The organism is Prevotella denticola, assembly GCF_900454835.1.
GTDB lineage: Bacteria > Bacteroidota > Bacteroidia > Bacteroidales > Bacteroidaceae > Prevotella > Prevotella denticola.
The window spans coordinates 62501-82066 of record NZ_UGTM01000001.1 but is presented as its reverse complement, the minus strand read 5'-3'; the positions used below and the strand labels follow the sequence as shown (position 1 = coordinate 82066).

Annotated in this window: 19 protein-coding genes and 1 tRNA gene; 13 read left to right on the top strand and 7 right to left on the bottom strand. The window is 46.6% G+C overall.

The genetic code is table 11. The features are described from left to right. Positions 1-61 precede the first annotated feature (61 nt). From DYH27_RS00370 to DYH27_RS00355, 4 genes are all read left to right on the top strand, one after another. Positions 62-607, top strand: coding sequence for a hypothetical protein (locus tag DYH27_RS00370; protein WP_025067884.1), 546 nt, complete (start codon positions 62-64; stop codon positions 605-607). 175 nt (positions 608-782) lie between these two features. After that, a tRNA-Leu gene (locus DYH27_RS00365) sits at positions 783-868 on the top strand. A gap of 18 nt (positions 869-886) precedes the next feature. Beyond that, the gene (locus tag DYH27_RS00360) at positions 887-1882 is read left to right on the top strand and encodes a TlpA disulfide reductase family protein (RefSeq protein ID WP_029755051.1); all 996 of its coding nucleotides are present in this window, start codon (positions 887-889) and stop codon (positions 1880-1882) included. An 11-nt stretch (positions 1883-1893) separates the two neighbouring features. Continuing rightward, complete coding sequence (locus DYH27_RS00355; RefSeq protein WP_013670670.1) at positions 1894-3435, top strand: YifB family Mg chelatase-like AAA ATPase; 1542 nt, start codon at positions 1894-1896, stop codon at positions 3433-3435. A gap of 235 nt (positions 3436-3670) precedes the next feature. Here the strand turns inward: DYH27_RS00355 and DYH27_RS00350 are convergent, their stop codons facing one another. From DYH27_RS00350 to DYH27_RS13500, 5 genes are all read right to left on the bottom strand, one after another. Continuing rightward, positions 3671-4153: a hypothetical protein gene (locus DYH27_RS00350; RefSeq protein WP_244595131.1), complete on the bottom strand. Its 483-nt coding sequence runs from the start codon at positions 4151-4153 to the stop codon at positions 3671-3673. A 221-nt stretch (positions 4154-4374) separates the two neighbouring features. After that, on the bottom strand, positions 4375-5967 hold the full coding sequence (locus DYH27_RS00345) for a hypothetical protein (protein ID WP_025067887.1): 1593 nt from the start codon (positions 5965-5967) through the stop codon (positions 4375-4377). A gap of 97 nt (positions 5968-6064) precedes the next feature. Next, entirely contained in the window at positions 6065-6286 is a 222-nt protein-coding gene (locus DYH27_RS00340; RefSeq protein ID WP_025067888.1) for a hypothetical protein, read from the bottom strand. 598 nt (positions 6287-6884) lie between these two features. Further along, complete coding sequence (locus DYH27_RS00335; RefSeq protein WP_244595130.1) at positions 6885-7856, bottom strand: transposase; 972 nt, start codon at positions 7854-7856, stop codon at positions 6885-6887. Further along, on the bottom strand, positions 7834-7998 hold the full coding sequence (locus DYH27_RS13500) for a hypothetical protein (protein WP_244595129.1): 165 nt from the start codon (positions 7996-7998) through the stop codon (positions 7834-7836). Before DYH27_RS13500 ends, DYH27_RS00335 begins: the two co-directional genes overlap by 23 nt. A gap of 454 nt (positions 7999-8452) precedes the next feature. On the opposite strand from DYH27_RS13500, the gene rbfA reads away from it, so the two are divergent. The 8 genes from rbfA to DYH27_RS00295 all read left to right on the top strand — a co-directional run bounded on the left by rbfA (position 8453) and on the right by DYH27_RS00295 (position 14428). Then, positions 8453-8788 (top strand): 30S ribosome-binding factor RbfA, encoded by a 336-nt coding sequence (rbfA, locus tag DYH27_RS00330; RefSeq protein WP_025067889.1) that lies wholly within the window; start codon positions 8453-8455, stop codon positions 8786-8788. A 248-nt stretch (positions 8789-9036) separates the two neighbouring features. Further along, the gene (locus DYH27_RS00325) at positions 9037-10269 is read left to right on the top strand and encodes an FtsX-like permease family protein (protein WP_025067890.1); all 1233 of its coding nucleotides are present in this window, start codon (positions 9037-9039) and stop codon (positions 10267-10269) included. Positions 10270-10311: 42 nt separating this feature from the next. Then, positions 10312-11301, top strand: coding sequence for a virulence protein RhuM/Fic/DOC family protein (gene rhuM, locus DYH27_RS00320; RefSeq protein ID WP_025067891.1), 990 nt, complete (start codon positions 10312-10314; stop codon positions 11299-11301). 86 nt (positions 11302-11387) lie between these two features. After that, the gene (locus DYH27_RS00315) at positions 11388-11612 is read left to right on the top strand and encodes a DUF3791 domain-containing protein (protein ID WP_004361059.1); all 225 of its coding nucleotides are present in this window, start codon (positions 11388-11390) and stop codon (positions 11610-11612) included. 8 nt (positions 11613-11620) lie between these two features. Further along, the gene (locus tag DYH27_RS00310) at positions 11621-12100 is read left to right on the top strand and encodes a DUF3990 domain-containing protein (protein ID WP_013670680.1); all 480 of its coding nucleotides are present in this window, start codon (positions 11621-11623) and stop codon (positions 12098-12100) included. Further along, entirely contained in the window at positions 12097-12339 is a 243-nt protein-coding gene (locus DYH27_RS00305; protein ID WP_025067892.1) for a hypothetical protein, read from the top strand. Before DYH27_RS00310 ends, DYH27_RS00305 begins: the two co-directional genes overlap by 4 nt. Positions 12340-12533: 194 nt before the next feature. Beyond that, positions 12534-13367 (top strand): DUF4595 domain-containing protein, encoded by an 834-nt coding sequence (locus DYH27_RS00300; protein WP_025067893.1) that lies wholly within the window; start codon positions 12534-12536, stop codon positions 13365-13367. A gap of 464 nt (positions 13368-13831) precedes the next feature. After that, complete coding sequence (locus DYH27_RS00295) at positions 13832-14428, top strand: HU family DNA-binding protein (RefSeq protein ID WP_025067894.1); 597 nt, start codon at positions 13832-13834, stop codon at positions 14426-14428. A gap of 232 nt (positions 14429-14660) precedes the next feature. Here the strand turns inward: DYH27_RS00295 and glgP are convergent, their stop codons facing one another. Both glgP and DYH27_RS00285 read right to left on the bottom strand, forming a co-directional pair. Further along, positions 14661-17219, bottom strand: coding sequence for an alpha-glucan family phosphorylase (gene glgP, locus DYH27_RS00290; RefSeq protein ID WP_029216672.1), 2559 nt, complete (start codon positions 17217-17219; stop codon positions 14661-14663). A 52-nt stretch (positions 17220-17271) separates the two neighbouring features. Next, complete coding sequence (locus DYH27_RS00285) at positions 17272-18918, bottom strand: glycogen/starch synthase (RefSeq protein WP_025067895.1); 1647 nt, start codon at positions 18916-18918, stop codon at positions 17272-17274. 146 nt (positions 18919-19064) lie between these two features. Here DYH27_RS00285 and DYH27_RS00280 point away from each other — a divergent pair, with 146 nt between their 5' ends. Then, complete coding sequence (locus tag DYH27_RS00280) at positions 19065-19550, top strand: hypothetical protein (protein WP_025067896.1); 486 nt, start codon at positions 19065-19067, stop codon at positions 19548-19550. Positions 19551-19566 lie beyond the last annotated feature (16 nt).

The window sequence follows — 19566 nt, the reverse complement described above, 5'->3', positions numbered from 1 at the left end:
ACAGTAAAAAGTATATCTATTTACCCCAAAAGTATAATTACAAACCAAAACATAATGACGTATGAAAAAGATTTTATCAGTGCTGATGTTACTCTTGTTGTCTATATCAATATATGCACAACAAAATGTTACTAAGTTCTTAGGTATTCCTGTTGATGGCTCCAAAGCTGCCATGATTCAAAAGCTCAAGGCAAAAGGGTTCACATATAATACAATAACTGATCGTCTTGAAGGTGAATTTAATGGTGAGAAAGTGTATATTCTTATACAAACTAACAAAAACAAAGTATGGAGAATTATTGTATACGATAAAACAAGGCGAGATGAAGGACAAATTAAAATAAGGTATAATGAGCTCTTTCAACAATTCAAAGACAATTCAAAATACACAATCTCTAAAACATCCCACAAGTTATCTGACAGCGAAAACATATCATATGAGATCTCTGTGAATAATAAACAATATGCTGCTGTTTTTTATCAGCTGCCATACGAAGAAGCACAGAATAGAATAGTATGGTTTACAATAACCAAAGATTATGGCGAATATTATATAGCTATATACTACGAAAACGACAGAAATGCTTCCCATGGGGAAGACTTATAACTATCATAGAACACATCTAAGATAAGCGAATAAGCATATACAGCTCTCACACCACATAGGTTTGAGAGCTTTTCTTTTACCCTTTTACATACAAATATCAGATCTATCCTTACTCAAAAAAACATCCAAATCCTTTGCCAGTTCGGAGATTTAGCCTTATCTTTGCAGACGGTTTGCCGCAATGGTGGAATTGGTAGACACGAGGGACTTAAAATCCCTTGGCCAGTAATGGCTGTGCGGGTTCGAGTCCCGCTCGCGGCACTTCTTTCTTAAATCTTTATGCGCATGAAGCGAATAGCATACATACTTGTGTTCTCTCTGCTGTTGGTTTCTTGTGGTATCCGCAGCGGTTACTTCAAGATGGAGGGACGCTTCCTGCACATGAATCAAGGCGAACTTTATGTCTACAGTCCCGACGGTGGTGTTGATGGATTGGATACCATCAAGATCGAAGCAGGACGCTTTGCTTACGAAAAGCCTTGCAGTAAGCCATCTACCCTGATTGTCATTTTCCCCAATTATTCTACGCAGCCCATCTTTGCCGAGTCAGGCGAAGCAGTTGAGGTGAAAGCTGACGCCTCTCACCTGAAGGAGATGGAAGTAGAAGGTACGGAGGAGAACGAACTGATGACGAAGTTCCGCAAACAGATCGCCAATGCATCTCCTCCACAGGAAGTGAAATATGCCGTTCAGTTCATAAAAGACCATCCGGAGTCTGCCGTGAGTGCCTATCTGCTCAACCGCTACCTCGTCCAGACGGAATCGCCGGACTACAAAGAGGCCGCAAGACTCTTGCCGCTCCTGATGAAAGAGCAGCCCGAAAACATCACCTTAGGACGGCTTCACCGTCAGTTGAATGACCTCGGCACACTGGCAGTAGGCAGCAGACTGCCTAAGTTCGCTGCCAGGGATGTCAACGGAAAGACCGTCAACAACACCTCTTTACAGGGAAAAGTCACCGTCATCATCAACACCTGGGCTGCGTGGAGCTATGAAAGTCTCGACCTGCAGCGCGCACTGAACGATGCCGTAAAGGCCGGGAAGATTGCAGCACTGGGTATCTGTGTGGATGCCAGTACCAAAGAGACGCGACGGACACTGGAACGCGACGGGATTGTCTTTCCCAATGTCTGTGACGGAAAGATGCTCCACACCCCCCTGCTCAAAACCTTCGGACTCACCACCATACCCGGCAATATCGTCATTCGCAACGGAAAAGTAACCGAGCGGAACATCACCGCCAATACCATCCGACAGCGTTATGGTGCCGACTAAAAACCAGAATCGTGCTTGTAAAAACATTCTGTGCAGCTGTCAACGGAATGGAAGTCACCACCGTGACCGTCGAAGTAAGTATCACACGGGGTGTACTGTTCCATCTTACCGGCCTTGCCGACGGGGCGGTAAAGGAGAGCCATGACCGTATCGCCGCCGCACTTCTCAATAACGGTTACAAATTTCCCGTAGCCGACATCACCGCCAATCTTGCTCCCGCCGACCTCAAGAAGGAAGGTTCCAGTTTCGATCTCCCGCTGGCAATAGCCATTCTGGCTGCCAACGAGAAGATGAGTCATGACCGTCTGGGCGACTTCATGCTCGTAGGAGAGCTCAGTCTCGACGGTACCCTGCAGCCCGTCAAAGGGATACTGCCCATCGCCATCAAGGCACGTGCAGAGAAATTCAAGGGCATCATCGTGCCGAAAGCCAACGAACACGAGGCGGCCGTGGTAGACACACTGGAAGTCTACGGCATGGAGAACATCCTGCAGGTCATTGACTTCTTCAATGGGACAACGGCCCCAGAGCCTTGCTTTGTCGATACCCGGAAGGAATTTTATGAGCACCAGTATGCCTTCGACCTCGACTTTGCAGATGTCCGCGGACAGGAGAATGTGAAGCGGGCATTAGAGGTGGCAGCTGCCGGCGGACACAACCTCATCATGGTAGGACCGCCCGGAAGCGGAAAGAGCATGATGGCAAAGCGACTTCCCTCCATTCTCCCTCCTTTGTCGCTCTCGGAAAGTCTGGAGACGACACAGATTCATTCCATCGCCGGCAAGCTGCACCGTGATACGGGACTGATCACGCAACGTCCCTTCCGCAGTCCGCACCACACCATCTCCGAGGTGGCACTCGTAGGCGGCGGCATGAACCCGATGCCGGGAGAGATAACCCTTGCACACAACGGAGTCCTCTTCTGCGACGAACTGCCTGAGTTCAACAAGCACACCCTGGAGGTGCTCCGCCAGCCGCTGGAAGACCGACAGATAACGATTTCGCGCGCCAAATACACCGTCACCTACCCATGCAGCTTCATGTTCGTGGCAAGCATGAATCCCTGTCCGTGCGGCTATTTCGCCGACCCAACGCACCATTGTGTCTGCACACCGGGACAGATCCAGAAGTATCTTGCCAAGATCTCCGGACCACTCATGGACCGTATCGACATCCAGTGCGAGATTGCTCCGCTGCCTTTCAAGGACATATCACAATCGACACCGGGCGAACCGAGTGCCGCCATCCGGGAAAGAGTCATCCGGGCACGTACCGTCCAGACCGAGCGGTTCCGTGACTATCGCAACATCCACTGCAACGCACAGATGTCCGAACGGATGATCCACGAGTTTGCAGAACCTGACGAAGCCTCCGTCACGCTGCTCCGCAACGCCATGGAACGGCTGAAGCTCTCTGCCCGTGCCTACAACAGAATTCTGAAGGTCGCCCGCTCCATCGCCGACCTGGAAGCATCAGAGACGGTACAGGTACAGCATATCGCAGAAGCCATCGGTTACAGGAACCTGGACAGAAGCGACTGGGCCGAGAGGTAAAATGTCCTGCCAACGAATTCATACACCCTCCAAGACTGCTCAATCGGAAAATAATGCTTACATTTGTAGCAAACATAACGAATAGGCCATGTCAAGAAAAGAGATGAATCAGATACGCTGTATCGCTGCCTTGACAGCAGGGTTTGCCAAGAAGTTTGATCTTGGTCAGCGACAGGCAAAACCGTATCTTTACATCAGCAACAACGAATTATTTTCATCAATAGTCCGTTAAATATTATGCTGCGTCAGCATCGAAACTAAATATCTCATTAATACTTTCTTTATTTAAAGGCGTGTTCGGGTTTTTCTCGAACACGTCAATAATTCGTTGCACATAGTAGGCATTGACCATCTGCGCTTTAAGTCGACCGATGGACGTGCCAAGTTCCTTGCACATGATTTTGGCCACATTGAGTGCCGTGAATGAAGAGTTGAAGGCAAAGTCAAGTTTTCTCTTGTCGCGTGCCTGACAATCTGTAAGACCGAGGAACTGCTTTGCGTCGCGAAAGCAGAACTCCTCTTGGAAACGTGTGGTATAATATTCCACCACATCGCGTCCGCTCATGTTCTCATCCGTAGCGAAGTACAGACGGCGGACACCGTTGGGCAACTCGTGGATGACAAGCGAAACGACCCTGTGCAAGGACTTGCACCATGCCTTGAGCGCATAAGCCTTGCCGGAGGTCTCCTCCAGCGCAAGCATTTCGACTTTAGACATATCGATGTTCCTCACGTCAATCTTGTCCCTCCCTCTCGTGTTATATCAAGATATCAAATAACAAAAAATTGTCGGGCGGAGATGACTCCGCCCGACAATCATTTCTCTTAATTATCTGCCACAGGGCGGACAAAGCCCCCCATGGCAGATTAGCTTAAAGCTGCGGTTCCGCACTACTCCCGAAAGAAGTGCAGGGAGCAAGCGCCGAACGTGATGTGCAGTTACTCGAATGGAATTGCCAGATTCCCGTGTGCACGGAGTCTGCCTTCCACTACTATACCACCACTGCCGAATTGCATGGAATACGCAGTTTCACCGCCAAATGGGCAGGCACTTGACGTCCAGTAGAAACCGCTTTCGCTAATGTAATGGAACCATTCTTCTTGGTACTGACCAAAAGCAGGCAAGTAGAAATAGTTGGGTTTTTCGCTGAGGAAGAGGTGTTTATAGTAGTCATTATAAACTTTGTGGTTACTGAAGGATTTGTTAGTGGTGCGCATGTCGGTCTCGTTGTCAGCTGCCAAGTCGCTTCTGAAACCGCTAATGTTGGCCTTCTTCTTAATCCACATACCGCCACTGTGTATATGACCCATAGCAGTCCAAAGCTCTTCGTCCCAATGAGGATCACCATACATAACATACCAAGACATTTCGTTGGCGTTGGGAACGTGCTGGGGAGAAGCAGGATTGAAAGTTCCGTGAGTTCCTTCACCTACGAAGCCAATTTCGTAGTTATAATAACGGTTATCACCGCTACCCGGTTTGGGATACTCTTTGCCATATCCTGGGTTGGTTGGCTGGTCAATACCATCAACGTAGCCTTCTTTGTTCCACTCATGACGGAACCAGTAAGGGCGCTTAGCATCCCACATGTAGTAAATAGGGGAGTAGTCCTTGACTTTCAACTCCGAAGGCATATCGTAGATAGTGTTGGCAGCGTAATTGAAAGCTGGGTATTCCTTAGTGACGTAGCCCGTTGTGAGGGTTTCTAAATCCTTTATCCCAAAGCGAACTCTCAAGGTGTGTGTGCCAGGCAGGATGACTACGTAGCAAGCGTTGGCTTCAGAGGTGGCAACGGCAGGGATGGGGAAGCCATCATCGTATTCTCCTTCCCCCCCAGTGGTGGAGAGGTTTATTATTGTATCTGTGCGGATACCATCGGTGAGCTGGTCTTTAGCCGGGTTGAGGGTGTAGGTACCCGCAATGTCGTTGTTAGAGAAAATCGTTATATTGGTCAGCTTGACTTTGTCGCCGTTGAGCAATTTATTATTGCCGCAATAAGGCGTGAACTTGAGGAATGCGGCCTTGTGGTCGATCTTAAAGATGAAATCTACTGTGCCAGTGGTAGCAGTAGCGATGCCCCAGCCACAATCGCCATCTTGACTGACGTGGTTGGCGTTGTTGGGTATGTGCTGGCGCTGGCCGCTCCAGATGTTTGCCTTATCTCGACCGGAATTTTGGCCAGTATAATAAACGGTGTAATTTTTGCTGGCGGAGAACCAGCCGGGCACTATGAAATCGAACGTGGCAGTTTCGCTCGTGGGAGTGTTTTCACTTTCCCGCCATTCGCCTTTGTCGTCCTTCACATAAATCTTGTCGCCTGGCTCCCACTTGAACACACCAGTGGGGCTCATGGTGGCGCGGGTGTTCGGAGCTACGGATGAGAAGGTGGCGAAGTTCTTGTCGGTCTTGGGCGTTTTGCCGCTGTCATCCTGAGCGATCTCCTCACTTGAACAGGAGGTCAGCGCCATGATCGTACCCAGCAGGGCGACCATGCAGAGCATGCGTGCCTTGAATGTTGATCGTATTTTCATTGTAATTTTCTTTTTTTGTTTTACATGTTTTTATGATTCTGTGCTGTTGCAGCTTTGTGCTTCATCGCAGTTGCAGCTTTTGCCTCATTGTCTTTCGTCAGTCGTCCCAAAGTGATTTATGACCGCTCTCTGGGGCGTCTTCCTCCTCCTCAAAAAACAATCCTTGTTTGGAATTCAAAGGTGTAGGACCTGGGGCAGGATGTGCGGGGTTGTGCTGCTGACCGGAGAAGATATCCATCAGACTGTCGTTCTCCTGAACGGTGATTATCGCGCATTGGGGATTCACGTAAACCCGTCTGTTCTTTGTCGTTTCTTCCATATATAGTTTTTATGATTAGTGAATTAAAAATTTCATTGTTCCACCCATGTCTTTTCCGTTAGCCAGGCTGGCAAAAGGACACGGAAAAGCGGACAAAGGGAACTCATGCGAAGCCCTTTGTCTGCCGGGATTGCGGCACGCTCTGCGCGTGCGTATGCGAACGTTTTTTAGAGGGAGGTCAGCGACGGTGCGCCTGTGTGTGTGTGTGTGTGTGTTAGCAAAATATCCGGGACTGCCAAATATAAAGCGTTAAAAGTTGCAAGGAAACCTCTGTTTCCCCGCAGGCCCTTACTGCCGCCGTTGATATTTTCCTTTGCCGTCATATTCACACAGTCAACTGCAGTCTCCTGACAAGAGACTACCGATTCCGGGGCAAAGTTAGACAAAATCTATTGAAGATGCAAATATTTTACAGAGAAATTCCACAAAAGAGAATTTTTCTATTCCCCACACAGACTTGTCTCCTTTTGAGTGTGCGGTGGTAGTCATGACGAGAAATCGCCATTTGTAGGTATTGTAGGTATGCGTAATTCTTTCTAACTTTGCTATCTCTATACACATTTATGACACAATATAAACATCAATACTCCGTTAATTTTTATGCTGCGTCAGCATCGAAACTAAATATCTCATTAATACTTTCTTTATTTAATGTCGTGTTCGGGGTTTTCTCGAACACGTCAATAATTCGTTGTGCGTAATAGGCATTGACCATCTGCGCTTTAAGTCGACCGATGGACGTGCCAAGTTCCTTGCACATGATCTTGGCCACATTGAGTGCCGTGAATGAAGAGTTGAGGGCAAAGTCAAGTTTTCTCCTGTCGCGTGCCTGACAATCTGTAAGGCCGAGGAACAGCCTTGCGTCGCGAAAGCAGAACTCCTCTTGGAACCGTGTGGTGTAACATTCCACCACGTCGCGTCCGCTCATGTTCTCATCCGTAGCGAAGTACAGACGGCGGACACCGTTGGGCAACTCGTGGATGACAAGCGAAACGACCCTGTGCAAGGACTTGCACCATGCCTTGAGCGCATAAGCCTTGCCGGAGGTCTCCTCCAGCTCAAGCATTTCGACTTTAGACATATCGATGTTCCTCACGTCAATCTTGTCACCTTTGACGCGGGGACGGCCGGGCTTTCCCGTGGGTTCCCCGTCCCATGTGTAGAACAAGGCTGCGTCGTGACGCAAGCGGCTCACAACATGGAATCCCATCTTCATTACCTTGTCGATGAAGGGTCTCTTGGAGAAGGCTGAGTCGGCGACAAGAACCTTGCAGATACGCTGTAAGGTTACCTTGTCGTCCTCCAATACCTTGGCATACCAGTCGTACAGGCTCATCTCTTTTTTCTCCTCGCCTTTTTCCAATGTGGTCTGCACAGCCTTGAGCATCATACACTCATGCAGGTCCACGTCTATCACACCGATGCCGAGGATCTCAAGACCGTGCTTTACCGCACCTGCACAGCCCGACCAGAACGTACCCACGTATGGGGTATGTTTCCCAGCCTTTTTGATGAAGCTCGGGGCTATGACGATGGCATTGCGACCCTTACCTTTTGAAGGCGAAAGCACTCAGCCACATGTTCATCTCAAGCCAGTTCACGCTGCGCTCTGCCGTCTGCCGGCAGCACTGCTCGCCACGATTGCCATAGCGTCCCATCTGCGTGAAATTGCATCTCCTTGGGATGACCATCAAAAGAAAAAGCATTTCCATGACGTTTGTCTGGATACTTTTGTTTAACTTTGCTCCATCTTCAGCACTAAATGCTGCTTTGCAGAGCTTCATATATCGGCTAATCAAGTTGGTTATCAGCATAAACTTTATGTTTCTTTTTCAACCCACAAAGTTACTGAAAATCAATCAGACAGCCGATTTCATTATGTTATATATTGTTATTTAATCTACTCTTTTTCAGATACTTATCATATTTGTTTTCTGCCACAATTTCTGTTGGCTTTTGGGTGAAAACTTAATAAACTGCAAAAATTTAACGGACTATTGTAATTATAAACTGCATTTTATTTCCTTATGCCCGATTGGAGTTAATCATGTACAACATCTATACTCCCACACCTAATACCGACAGCACCATCTTCAATACAAAAGTTTGCGGGTTCCTCAAACTTTCAGTACCTTTGCAGGATTAAATATAATAACAGACAAAACTATGCAAGAGACAAGACAAAACCGCATATCACGCCTCCTTCAGAAGGAGCTGGCAAGTATTTTCCAGACACAGACACGCATGATGCATGGTGTGCTGGTCAGCGTGACACGCGTCAAGGTGAGCCCCGACCTCAGTATCTGTACGGCTTACCTCAGCATCTTTCCGTCAGAGAAGGGCGACGAACTGTTGAAGAACATCAATGCCAACGAGAAGACTATCCGCTATGACTTGGGACAGCGTGTGCACAACCAACTGCGCATCATCCCCGACCTCCGCTTCTTCATTGATGATTCCCTTGACTACATAGAGCGCATTGACGAGTTGCTGAAGAAGTAATTGATGGGTGATGGGTGTTGGGTGTTGATGGTTAGTAGAAAGTCTCAATATACATCATTCAACCTGACACCCACACATCATCAACACCCAACATTAAACACCAGACACTCACACATCATCAACACCCAACATTAAACACCCATCACTCACACACCATCAACACCCAACATTAAACACCAGACACTCACACATCATCAACACCCAATATTAAACACCCGACACCCAACATTAAACACCCAACACCCAACATGAACTTCCCCTTTTACATTGCCCGCCGTTACCTCTTCTCAAAGAAGAGCACTCATGCCATCAACGTCATCAGCCTCATCTCCGTACTCGGTGTGTCTGTGGCTACAATGGCACTGGTCGTTGTGTTGAGTGGTTTCAACGGCTTCTCCGACCTTGTAGCATCCTTCTTCACTAACTTCGACCCACAACTGAAGATTGAAGCAGCAAAAGGAAAGGCTATGTCTGCCAAGGACCCGTCGCTTCTGAAGGTGAAACGCCTGCCAATAGTGGAAGTTGCGACAGAGTGTGTGGAGGATCAGGCATTGGCTGTCTATCATGACAAACAGGCTATGGTGAACGTGAAAGGTGTGGAAGATAACTTCGACTCGCTGACACATATCAGCAACATTCTCTATGGTGACGGCGACTTTACGCTCCATGCTGCCAACCTGCAGTACGGCGTTCTCGGCATCCGACTGGCTCAAGACCTCGGTACAGGGGTGGTATGGCAGGACTATCTGCAGATTTATGCACCACAGCGTGAAGGACAGTACGATGCCTCTAATCCTACTGATGCCTTCGTAAAGGATTCGTTGGTATCACCGGGAGCACTCTTCCAAGTGAAGCAGATGAAGTATGATAAGGGGTATATCATCACTTCCCTCGACTTCGCACGCCATATCTTCAACCGACAGGGTGAGATTACCTCACTTGAGTTACGCATGAAACCAGACGTCGATATTGATAAGGCGAAGAACGATATACAAACCCTCCTCGGCGATAAATACAAGGTATTGGACCGCTATGAGCAGCAAGCCGATACGTTCAATATCATGCGCATTGAGAAGCTCTTTGCCTACATCTTCCTCACGTTCATCCTCATGGTGGCATGTTTCAACATCATCGGTTCGCTCTCCATGCTTATCATCGACAAGAAGGAGGATGTCATCACCCTGCGAAACCTCGGTGCTACAGACGGACAGATACGCCGCATCTTCCTCTTTGAAGGTCGTTTGATTTCCGCTGCGGGCGCTGTCATCGGCATTGCACTCGGCTTATTACTCTGCTGGTTGCAGCAAACTTACGGACTTGTACAGCTTGGCGACCAGGCTGGAAACTTCGTTATCAACGCCTACCCTATCAGCGTTCACCCCGAAGACATCATCGCCATCTTCCTCACCGTTATCCTTGTCGGCTGGCTTTCCGTGTGGTATCCTGTGCGCTATATGAGCCGTAAACTGACGAAGGAATAAGCATCCCTCGCCCACTGACTAACAACTAAAAACCTAAACAACATGACTGAAACCTTAAACGACAAAATTATCATCTATCAAAGTGAAGATGGTAAAACCCAGCTTGATGTAAAGTTGGAACAGGAAACAGTATGGCTAACACAGAAACAAATAGCTGAACTATTTGGTACAAAGAGACCAGCCATAACAAAGCACTTAAAGAATATTTATGCTTCAGAGGAATTAACCGAAGAAAGCACATGTTCCATTTTGGAACACATGGGTAACGATGGTAGACAAAGTTACAATACGAAATATTATAACTTAGATGCTATCCTTTCTGTAGGTTATCGCGTGAACAGCAAGAATGCTACCCGTTTCCGCCAATGGGCGAACTCTGTCCTCAAGCAGTATCTTGTCAAAGGCTATGCCATCAACGAGAACATACGCAAACATCAGATTGCAGAGCTACGCCAACTGATACAAGTCTTAGGCAGAGCCATCCAGCAACAGCCCGCAAAGACGACAGATGAAAGCAATGCTCTCTTTGATGTCGTAGTGGACTATACATACGCACTCGACACGCTCGACAACTATGACTACCAGCGACTTCACATCGCCAAGACCACCAAAGAAGAGCCCTTCCACGCGACTTACGAGAATGCCATGCACGAGATAGATATGCTCCGACAGAAGTTTGGTGGCTCTGTTCTCTTCGGTAACGAGAAAGACGACTCCTTCAAAAGTTCTATCGGACAGATCTATCAGACCTTCGATGGTACAGAACTCTATCCGAGTGTGGAGGAGAAAGCGGCTATGCTCCTCTATCTTGTTACCAAGAACCACTCGTTCAGCGATGGCAATAAACGCATTGCAGCCACGCTGTTCCTATGGTTTATGAACAACAACGCTATCCTCTATCGTCCCGATGGTACCAAACGAATTGCTGACAACACCCTCGTTGCCCTCACCCTGATGATTGCCGAGAGCAAAACTGAGGAAAAAGATGTTATGGTAAAGGTGGTGGTGAACCTTATCAACCAAGCCAATTAATCCGCATTGCTATAAACTTTTCGTAGACAGATAGTAGTATTTCGGAAAATAATTCATATATTTGTCGTGAATATAATGAACAAAGTATGTCAAGAGAGGAAACAAATCAAATACGCTACATCGTCGCTTTAATAGCAGAGTTTGCCAAAAAGTTTAATCTTGGTCAGCGACAGGCGTATAATTACCTTAAACGTTTTAAGGGAATAGACTACTTGATGTCCTTTTATGATGTTCTGCACACACAGTCCTTTGAGGATGCTATTCATGACATTTCTATCATCTGTCAGAGGAATGGCGGTGCGCTAAAATAATAAAACCTATGATTCTCTATCACGGTTCTAATATTGATATTGACAAGATTGATCTTACAAAGTCCAAACCATACAAGGACTTTGGTAAAGGCTTCTATCTGTCTGCTGACAAGCAGCAAGCACAGCGTATGGCAGAACAAAGGACATCAATCTTACTTGAAGGAAAACCTACACTCAATAAATATCAATTTGATGAGACAACACTCGATTGCGATAGTTTGAGGATCTTACGTTTTGAAGAGTACAGTAAGGAATGGGCAGAGTTTGTACTAAAGAACAGAGATACCAATACAGAGCAACCTTGCCATAATTTTGATATTGTTTATGGACCTATCGCTGATGATGGTGTAACCTTTCAACTCCGACGATATAAAACAGGGATGATAAACTTAGAACAACTCGTCAACGAACTGAAATATTCAAAAGGTATAACATTTCAATATTACTTCGGAACTGAATTAGCAATATCTAAACTAAGGAAATTATGAAACTAACTGACGAACAGATTGATATGATGAAAGAGGATGTATGTGCAGAACTTATAGCCTTATTGATGAAAGACAGACAATGTACTATGTCCGAAGCAATTGATATGCTTTATAACTCTGACACTTACAGCCGTATTCAAGACCAGTCTACAGGATTATATTATCAAAGTCCTGGCTATTCATACGCTTTTCTACAACAGGAATTATTGACGGGTGACTATCGAAGGGAAATGTTCTAAAAGAAACACAGAACAAAGCGAAGCAATGATATAAAGCTAATTGCTGACTTTTTCACCCTAAACTAATAAAATTATAGTATAGAAACATATCACTGAAAAAATAAATTTATATATTTGCAACAGAGATTAAAAGCACAAGCCAATGAGTTGACAAGAACGTGCCAATTACAAAATTATAACATAAAAACGGAACAATGAAAAAGACTATTACAATCGCACTTCTTACTGCAGCAGTAATAGCTGCAACATCTTTTTTTTCATCATGCAGTATCAAAAACGATGATGACAGTGACTGGATTATTGATCGCCGGCCAGATCCTGTAACAATTGACCTTTCAAAGGTATTCACTAATGGAACGCCTAAAGAGGTGGACAGTATGACTATCCAAACAGATGAAAGAGGATTAGTTACAAGTATTAAGACTAAGGATGAAATGGTATCTTTCAAATACATTAATACAAAAACACGTGCTAGTGTAATCCCAAATGTCTTCATGAAAGTAGAACGTAATGGGAAAGCAACAGTCTATATAATGTATCTGAACAACAACGGTTTTGTTAGAAGATGCATGATAGAGCAAAAGGAAAATACAAAGGAAGATACATGGAGGTTCACTTATAACGATAATGAGCAACTAATTAATATAATCCATTCAGCAGATAACTACAAAGAACTTACTTTGACTTATAAAGATAGCAACATCTCTGAAATAGAGACAAAAACTATCGTCTCACAAACAACAACAAGAAAAAAAGATACTTATAAAGTTGCTTATACCTCAGATACAACCCCAGCCCCTATAGTGAACAAGGGTAACATTATGCTCTTCAATACAACGTTTGGTATTGACATTGGCGCAATGAAATACGCCTACTATGCAGGATTGCTTGGAAAAGCAACTAAGAACTTGCCTGTACAGCTTATTGATAAGAGCGGCAACAAAACCAACTTTACATGGACTTTCAATAGTAATGGTTTCCCAACAGCAATGACAAGCGGTAGCCATCAATACAAGTTCGGGTGGTAAAAAAAGGAGTTTTGTTTCAAAACATCTTTACTGAGTTTCTATCATATAATTATTATCATCCTTCTATAAATTACACTCGAAAAGGAAATCAGTCGGTTTTTATTTTCAAAATACAGCTCTCAAACCACACACCACACTGGTCTGAGAGCTTTTCTTTTACCCTTTTACCTACCCATCTCAAATCTACACCCACGCAAAAAAGCACAAATACAGACATTACTACATAGCTTATACTTGCCAAGCGACCATTGAAACAGTATCTTTGCAGCATGAATCACGAATTATTTTCATGAAAAAAAATATTTTTCTTCATGAAAAGAAATATTTATTTTCACGTAAATAATTTCTTTTTTTCGTGAAAAGAATTCTGCCTAAGCCCAAAGTATGTGATTATAGAGATTCGTTTCACACACTAACGGCTCACGAAAAAGATGATTATTAACCCTTATTACAAACGTAAAGCTATGACTGTAAATTACAAACTATTAAGAACAAGCGGTAAACTCGCACAACGTAAAGCACTAAGAATCGTACCTATCAAGAAAGATGTCACGGGAATAGAGAGAATCTGTCAGCGTATCCAACAAACGACAACACTCACAACAGCCGACATTCTCGGGACAATCGCTGCATTAAAAACAGAATTAGCAGAGGAGCTAAAAAGTGGGAATACAGTTCATCTACCGGGCATTGGCTTCTTCTCACTTGCCCTTAAAGGCGACATGTACGAAGACCCTAAGGCACATCGTCATCATCTCCGTAATGTTGCTGTGCGCAAAATCAGGTTCCGCCCCGACAAGGATTTTCATGAAGCATTAGGAGAGATGGAGTTTGAAAACAAGACCTATAAAGACGGTACGCCATCACTTCCCATGAGACCAGCCGTCAACGCTGCACTTGAAGAGTTATTTGATGAGAGTCCGATCATGACCGTCAGCGACCTGCGCCACCGGCTGAACCTTTCTACTGCCTATGCCTACCGGCTTGCAGCACAGTTAGAACGTGAAAAGAAAATCATCAACATCGGTTCACGTTACCGCAAGATCTACAGAAAGGCATAGGACGAAAGCTGCAGACGGACGGCATTCATCGTGACAGGCAAAAGGTAGCCTGAGAGCTACACAATATAGAAAACATCTTCCCAACACTTTGTTTTCAGAGGGGGGGCCAGAAGAAAAAGAGATTTCTTGCAGAAACATAAAAACTGATGCCCTAAACACAAAAGAGCCATTCCCAACCCTTTTACAGAGTTTAGGAATGGCTCTTTATTATTGATTAGTCCTCAGACTGTTCTTATCCAATCCACTTCACGTAAGCGAAGTCCTGACGGTGCGGCAGCAGGCTGTTCTTCGGGAACATACGCACATCGCACTTGTAGGCACCGGCCTCACTGGCCTCGAAGGAAGCCTCGAAGATGTAGTGGTTGCCCTCTGTCTTGACGAGTTTGAACGGAATGACCTTGTGGATGTTCACATCGTCGACCGGTGCATTCTTCAGGAAGACGAGTTCAAGGCCGATGGCATCGTTCAGTCCCTGCTCGTCGATCGTGTAGGTGACTTTCACCTTATGCCCTGTAGCGATGTCCTGCAGCTCTTCCTCGTTCTTGGATACAACATAGATGCTGTCCCAACGCTCGGCAACAGACTCCTTCCAGAGTGCAATCTCCTTGGCGAGTTTGTTGTCGTGGGCTTCGAGCTTGTGCGCACGCTTTGCCTGACTCTCGTAGAACTTGTCGTAATAGTCGTCCAGCTGGCGTTTCATCGTATAGTGAGGAGCAATCGTCGCAATGGAATTCTTCACAACCTTTACCCAGCCTTCAGAATAGCCTTTCTTCTTGTCCTTGTTGAAATAGAGCGGGACGATTTCGTTCTCGAGCAGACTGTAGATGGTCGCAGCATCAAGCTGGTCCTGATAGCCCTGATTCTGGTAGGTACGTTTCTCCGGCAGTGCCCATCCGGCACCCTCACGATAGCCTTCAACCCACCAGCCGTCGAGTACGGAGAGATTCACGACACCGTTCATCTCTGCCTTCTCGCCGGATGTACCACTTGCCTCGAGCGGGCGGGTCGGGGTATTCATCCAAATGTCCACGCCGGACACAAGTCGGCGTGCCAGCTGCATATCGTAATCCTCAAGGAAGATGATCTTGCCGAGGAACTGTGGCATACGGGAAATCTCGAAGATACGCTTGATGAGACCCTGACCGGCACCATCAGCCGGATGAGCCTTTCCTGAGAAGAAGAACAGGACCGGACGCTCCGGGTTGTTGACGATTTTCTCCAGACGTTCAAGGTCGGTGAAGAGCAGATGCGCACGCTTGTATGTAGCGAAGCGACGGCAGAAACCGATCATCAAGGCATTAGGATTGATTTTCTCAAGAATAGATACTACCTTGGCAGGATCGCCCTGGTTGCGGAGCCACTGTCTGGTGAACTTGTCACGGATATACTTGATGAGCTTCTGTTTCAGCGCCATGCGGGTCTCCCAGATTTCTGCATCGGGTACGTTGTAGATGGCATGCCAGATCTGCTCGTTGCTCTGGTCGCCCATGAAGCTCTTGTCAAAATACTTGTCGTAGACCTTGCGCCACTCTGTTGCGGTCCAGGTAGGGAGGTGTACACCGTTGGTAACATAACCTACGGCGTTCTCCTCCGGGAAATAGCCTTTCCACAGCGGTGCGAACATCTTCTGGCTTACCCAGCCGTGGAGCTTTGACACACCGTTGATTTCCTGACAGGTGTTGCAGGCGAAAGTACTCATGCAGAAACGTTCGCTGTGGTCGTCGGGATTGGTACGGCCCATACCGATGAACTCGTCCCATGAGATACCCAGCTTTGCAGGATAATCGCCCATGTACTTTCCGAAGAGTGCCTCGTCGAAGTAGTCGTGACCGGCAGGGACCGGAGTGTGGACGGTATAGAGTGAGGAAACACGTACCAGCTCCATGGCCTGATTGAATGTCAGCCCGCCATCGATGTAGTCGCAGAGACGCTGGAGGTTGCAGAGTGCTGCGTGTCCCTCGTTGCAGTGGTAAATATCTTTCTTGATGCCGAGTTTCTTCAGTGTGAGCATACCGCCGATACCGAGGAGAATCTCCTGCTTCAGACGGTTCTCCCAGTCGCCACCGTAGAGAGAGTGGGTAATGGGACGGTCGAACTCCGAGTTCATGTCGTTGTCGGTATCGAGCAGGTAGAGCTTGATACGTCCGACGTTCACACGCCATACAAGTGCGTGTACCTGATAGTTGCGATAAGGCACATCAACGACCACCTGGTTGCCGTTCTCATCCAGCTCACGCTCGATAGGCAGAGAGTTGAAGTTCTGTGCGTCGTATTTGGCAATCTGCTGTCCGTCCATGGAAAGGCTCTGCGTGAAATAGCCGAAACGATAGAGGAAACCTACTGCGCAGAGGTCGACATTTGAGTCGGAAGCCTCCTTGAGGTAGTCGCCGGCCAGCATACCGAGACCGCCGGAATAGATTTTCAAAGTCTGGTTCAGTCCGAACTCCATACAGAAGTAAGCGACAGAAGCACGTTTGCTGTCGGGCTTGACATCCATGTAAGAACGGAACTTCTTATAGACGTCGCCGACCTGTTTCATCAGCTTCTTGTCCTTTACAATCGCTTCCTTGCGGTCATAGCTGAGCCGATCGAGGAGCTGGACAGGATTATGTCCAACCTCTTCATAGAGCACCTCGTCAAGAGCCTTGAACATGTTGCGTGCCTCGTAATTCCACGCCCACCACATATTGTGAGCAATCTCGTCGAGACATGCCAGTTCCTTCGGCAGGGTCGACTTAACGGTTACCTCTTTCCACTGAGGCTCATTGGAATAATCTGATTTAATCTTCATAACTTAACTTAGTTTGACTGTTTTATCTTTATATCGTTATTAAAGCATTTTTTCAGCTGTTTCTTTCAGCTGCCTTCTCTAATGCAATGTCGTATGCCCGCTCGTAGTACTTGATGAACTTGCTCCACAGTGCCTTATGGGAGAGCTTCTCCGCATGAGAACGGCATTTGTTCACTTCCGTCTTCGTAAGGCTGGAATAACGGGCTACAGTTTTCCTGATGCCGTCAGCCACTTCCGAATAGTTATAGTCGGTACGGTGCAGTACCTTCACACCGTCTTCAATCTCGCTGTACGCCCCTTTCTCCGTATTCGCCCACAAGCCGAAACCGGCAAGGTCGGTCGTGATGCAGGGGACCTTGAAGGCGACGGCCTCCAACGGTGTGTAACCCCACGGCTCATAGTAAGACGGATAGACGCAGAGGTCATTTCCCAGTACGAGGTCGTAATAGCTCATATTCAGTATGCCGTCATCGCCTGTCAGGTAACATGGGACGAAGACGAGCTTTACCCTGTCATCCTTGGCATTGTTCATGCCAAGAGTCCTGAGCCGGTCCAAGACGTTGTCATCATCCATGTTGTGCAGCCAGTGGGTGAGCACAGGCATATCCAGCGGCGTATCGAACTGTCTCCCGCTATCCAGACGTTCCGCAAGCTCTTGGCGGGGACCAGCTGTCCAGCCTGGCACCTCAATGAATGACACTACCTGTTTTTGCAGGCTCTCGTCAAAGCGCAGACGGTTCATAGCTTCGATGAAGACATCAATACCTTTGTTGCGAAACTCATAACGTCCGCTGGTAGAGACAATCAAAGCATCCTCCTGTATATCGTCGCCTGTCAACGCATTGGCAACATCAAGCAGACGCCTGCGGGCCGCCTTACGCTTCTTTGTGAAGGTTGCACCCTTTGGTACAAAGTCATTCTCGAAACCGTTGGGAAGGACTACATCCACCGGCTTGTCAAGCAATTCCTTGCACTCTGTTGCCGTAATATCGCTCACTGTCGTGAAGCAGTCAACGTGGTGGGCTGTCTGTTTCTCGATAGAGTGCTTGCTCTCCATATTCAGTTCAGAAGCCATCTGGTCACCGTTATATACCCAGAGATATTCGTACAACGGCTTGTTATTACCCGCTATACTGCGACCGATACAGGTTGCATGGGTCGTGAATATGGAAGCTATCTGTGGCTGACGGTGCTGCAGTACGAGCGCAGCAAAGCCTGTCTGCCATTCGTTTGCATGGAAGACGACCTTATCTTTCTCACTGAGATAGAATTTATAGAAACTCTCTACGACAAGTGCCGTAGCATAAGCAAACATTGCTGATTCGTCATAATCGCCGTAAGCATGAAGACTGTCAACACGATAATACTCCCAGAGCTTACCAAACAACTCACTCTTCTTTTCAAAAAATGACTGGAAACCAACAAGCATGGCTATCGGTTCACCAGGAATATCCCAACGACCTACCTTTACAGACAGGCCCTCGGATGCAGCTTTCTGCTGCCAGTCAGCAAACAGCGTCTTATCCTCCTTGAAGTAAGGGGACGGTGTGTCTTGCCAGCAGTCAGGACCAAGGAAGATAACATGATCCTTCATCTTGTCCTGTAACGTCTTTGCACGAGTGGAAAGTACCGTATAAATTCCTCCGACCTTATTACACACTTCCCAGCTGGTCTCAAAAATATAATCCGGAAACAACATCTTCTCCTTTAAAATATTGATACATACCGTCTACAAAGGTAATACAAAATAAGGAAAGCAACAATTTTAATCCACACATTTTTGAATACTACTTATAATTTATTAATTAAAATCATTAACTTTGCAATTAACTAACATTCACAGACATGAAACAAAAGATTATACTGACAATAATGGCTATGCTGGCATTCTCTGCCAACATAATCGCACAAAACAACCTGCCGGACACGAAGAAGGAAACATCTTCTTCAAAAAGCGGAAAGACTGTACAAAGCAATGACTCCATCTTCAAGGCGCATCTTGTCAATGATGAATACCAGGTGTGGATGGACATCGACTTCTATCACAACAACATTACTGTGCCGCGACAGGAGATATTCGGTGAGGTACCGGGCTACTTCGGAGCAGTACGTGATACCCGCAAGTGGATTATTTCTGATGCTGCCATAAAAGGCAAGAAGGCACTCCTGACCATTATCAATGATTATGGCAGTGAAGACCTGACTGCCGAACTGAAACACAATTCTGATGGAACTTATACTCTCACCCGCCTTTCCGGCAGTACGATGAAGATCGTCGTCAACAACAAGTGGGTGAAGATTCCAAAGGAGATAACGTTCTATGCCAAATAACAAATCATTCATAGGG

Excerpts from the sequence above, each read along its gene's own strand:
- DYH27_RS00370 (WP_025067884.1), top strand. The coding sequence starts at position 62 with ATGAAAAAGATTTTATCAGTGCTGATGTTACTCTTGTTGTCTATATCA.
- DYH27_RS00360 (WP_029755051.1), top strand. The coding sequence starts at position 887 with ATGCGCATGAAGCGAATAGCATACATACTTGTGTTCTCTCTGCTGTTG.
- DYH27_RS00350 (WP_244595131.1), bottom strand. The coding sequence starts at position 4,153 with ATGTCTAAAGTCGAAATGCTTGCGCTGGAGGAGACCTCCGGCAAGGCT.
- DYH27_RS00345 (WP_025067887.1), bottom strand. The coding sequence starts at position 5,967 with ATGAAAATACGATCAACATTCAAGGCACGCATGCTCTGCATGGTCGCC.
- DYH27_RS00340 (WP_025067888.1), bottom strand. The coding sequence starts at position 6,286 with ATGGAAGAAACGACAAAGAACAGACGGGTTTACGTGAATCCCCAATGC.
- DYH27_RS13500 (WP_244595129.1), bottom strand. The coding sequence starts at position 7,998 with ATGGAAATGCTTTTTCTTTTGATGGTCATCCCAAGGAGATGCAATTTC.
- rbfA (WP_025067889.1), top strand. The coding sequence starts at position 8,453 with ATGCAAGAGACAAGACAAAACCGCATATCACGCCTCCTTCAGAAGGAG.
- DYH27_RS00325 (WP_025067890.1), top strand. The coding sequence starts at position 9,037 with ATGAACTTCCCCTTTTACATTGCCCGCCGTTACCTCTTCTCAAAGAAG.
- rhuM (WP_025067891.1), top strand. The coding sequence starts at position 10,312 with ATGACTGAAACCTTAAACGACAAAATTATCATCTATCAAAGTGAAGAT.
- DYH27_RS00315 (WP_004361059.1), top strand. The coding sequence starts at position 11,388 with ATGTCAAGAGAGGAAACAAATCAAATACGCTACATCGTCGCTTTAATA.
- DYH27_RS00310 (WP_013670680.1), top strand. The coding sequence starts at position 11,621 with ATGATTCTCTATCACGGTTCTAATATTGATATTGACAAGATTGATCTT.
- DYH27_RS00305 (WP_025067892.1), top strand. The coding sequence starts at position 12,097 with ATGAAACTAACTGACGAACAGATTGATATGATGAAAGAGGATGTATGT.
- DYH27_RS00300 (WP_025067893.1), top strand. The coding sequence starts at position 12,534 with ATGAAAAAGACTATTACAATCGCACTTCTTACTGCAGCAGTAATAGCT.
- DYH27_RS00295 (WP_025067894.1), top strand. The coding sequence starts at position 13,832 with ATGACTGTAAATTACAAACTATTAAGAACAAGCGGTAAACTCGCACAA.
- glgP (WP_029216672.1), bottom strand. The coding sequence starts at position 17,219 with ATGAAGATTAAATCAGATTATTCCAATGAGCCTCAGTGGAAAGAGGTA.
- DYH27_RS00285 (WP_025067895.1), bottom strand. The coding sequence starts at position 18,918 with ATGTTGTTTCCGGATTATATTTTTGAGACCAGCTGGGAAGTGTGTAAT.
- DYH27_RS00280 (WP_025067896.1), top strand. The coding sequence starts at position 19,065 with ATGAAACAAAAGATTATACTGACAATAATGGCTATGCTGGCATTCTCT.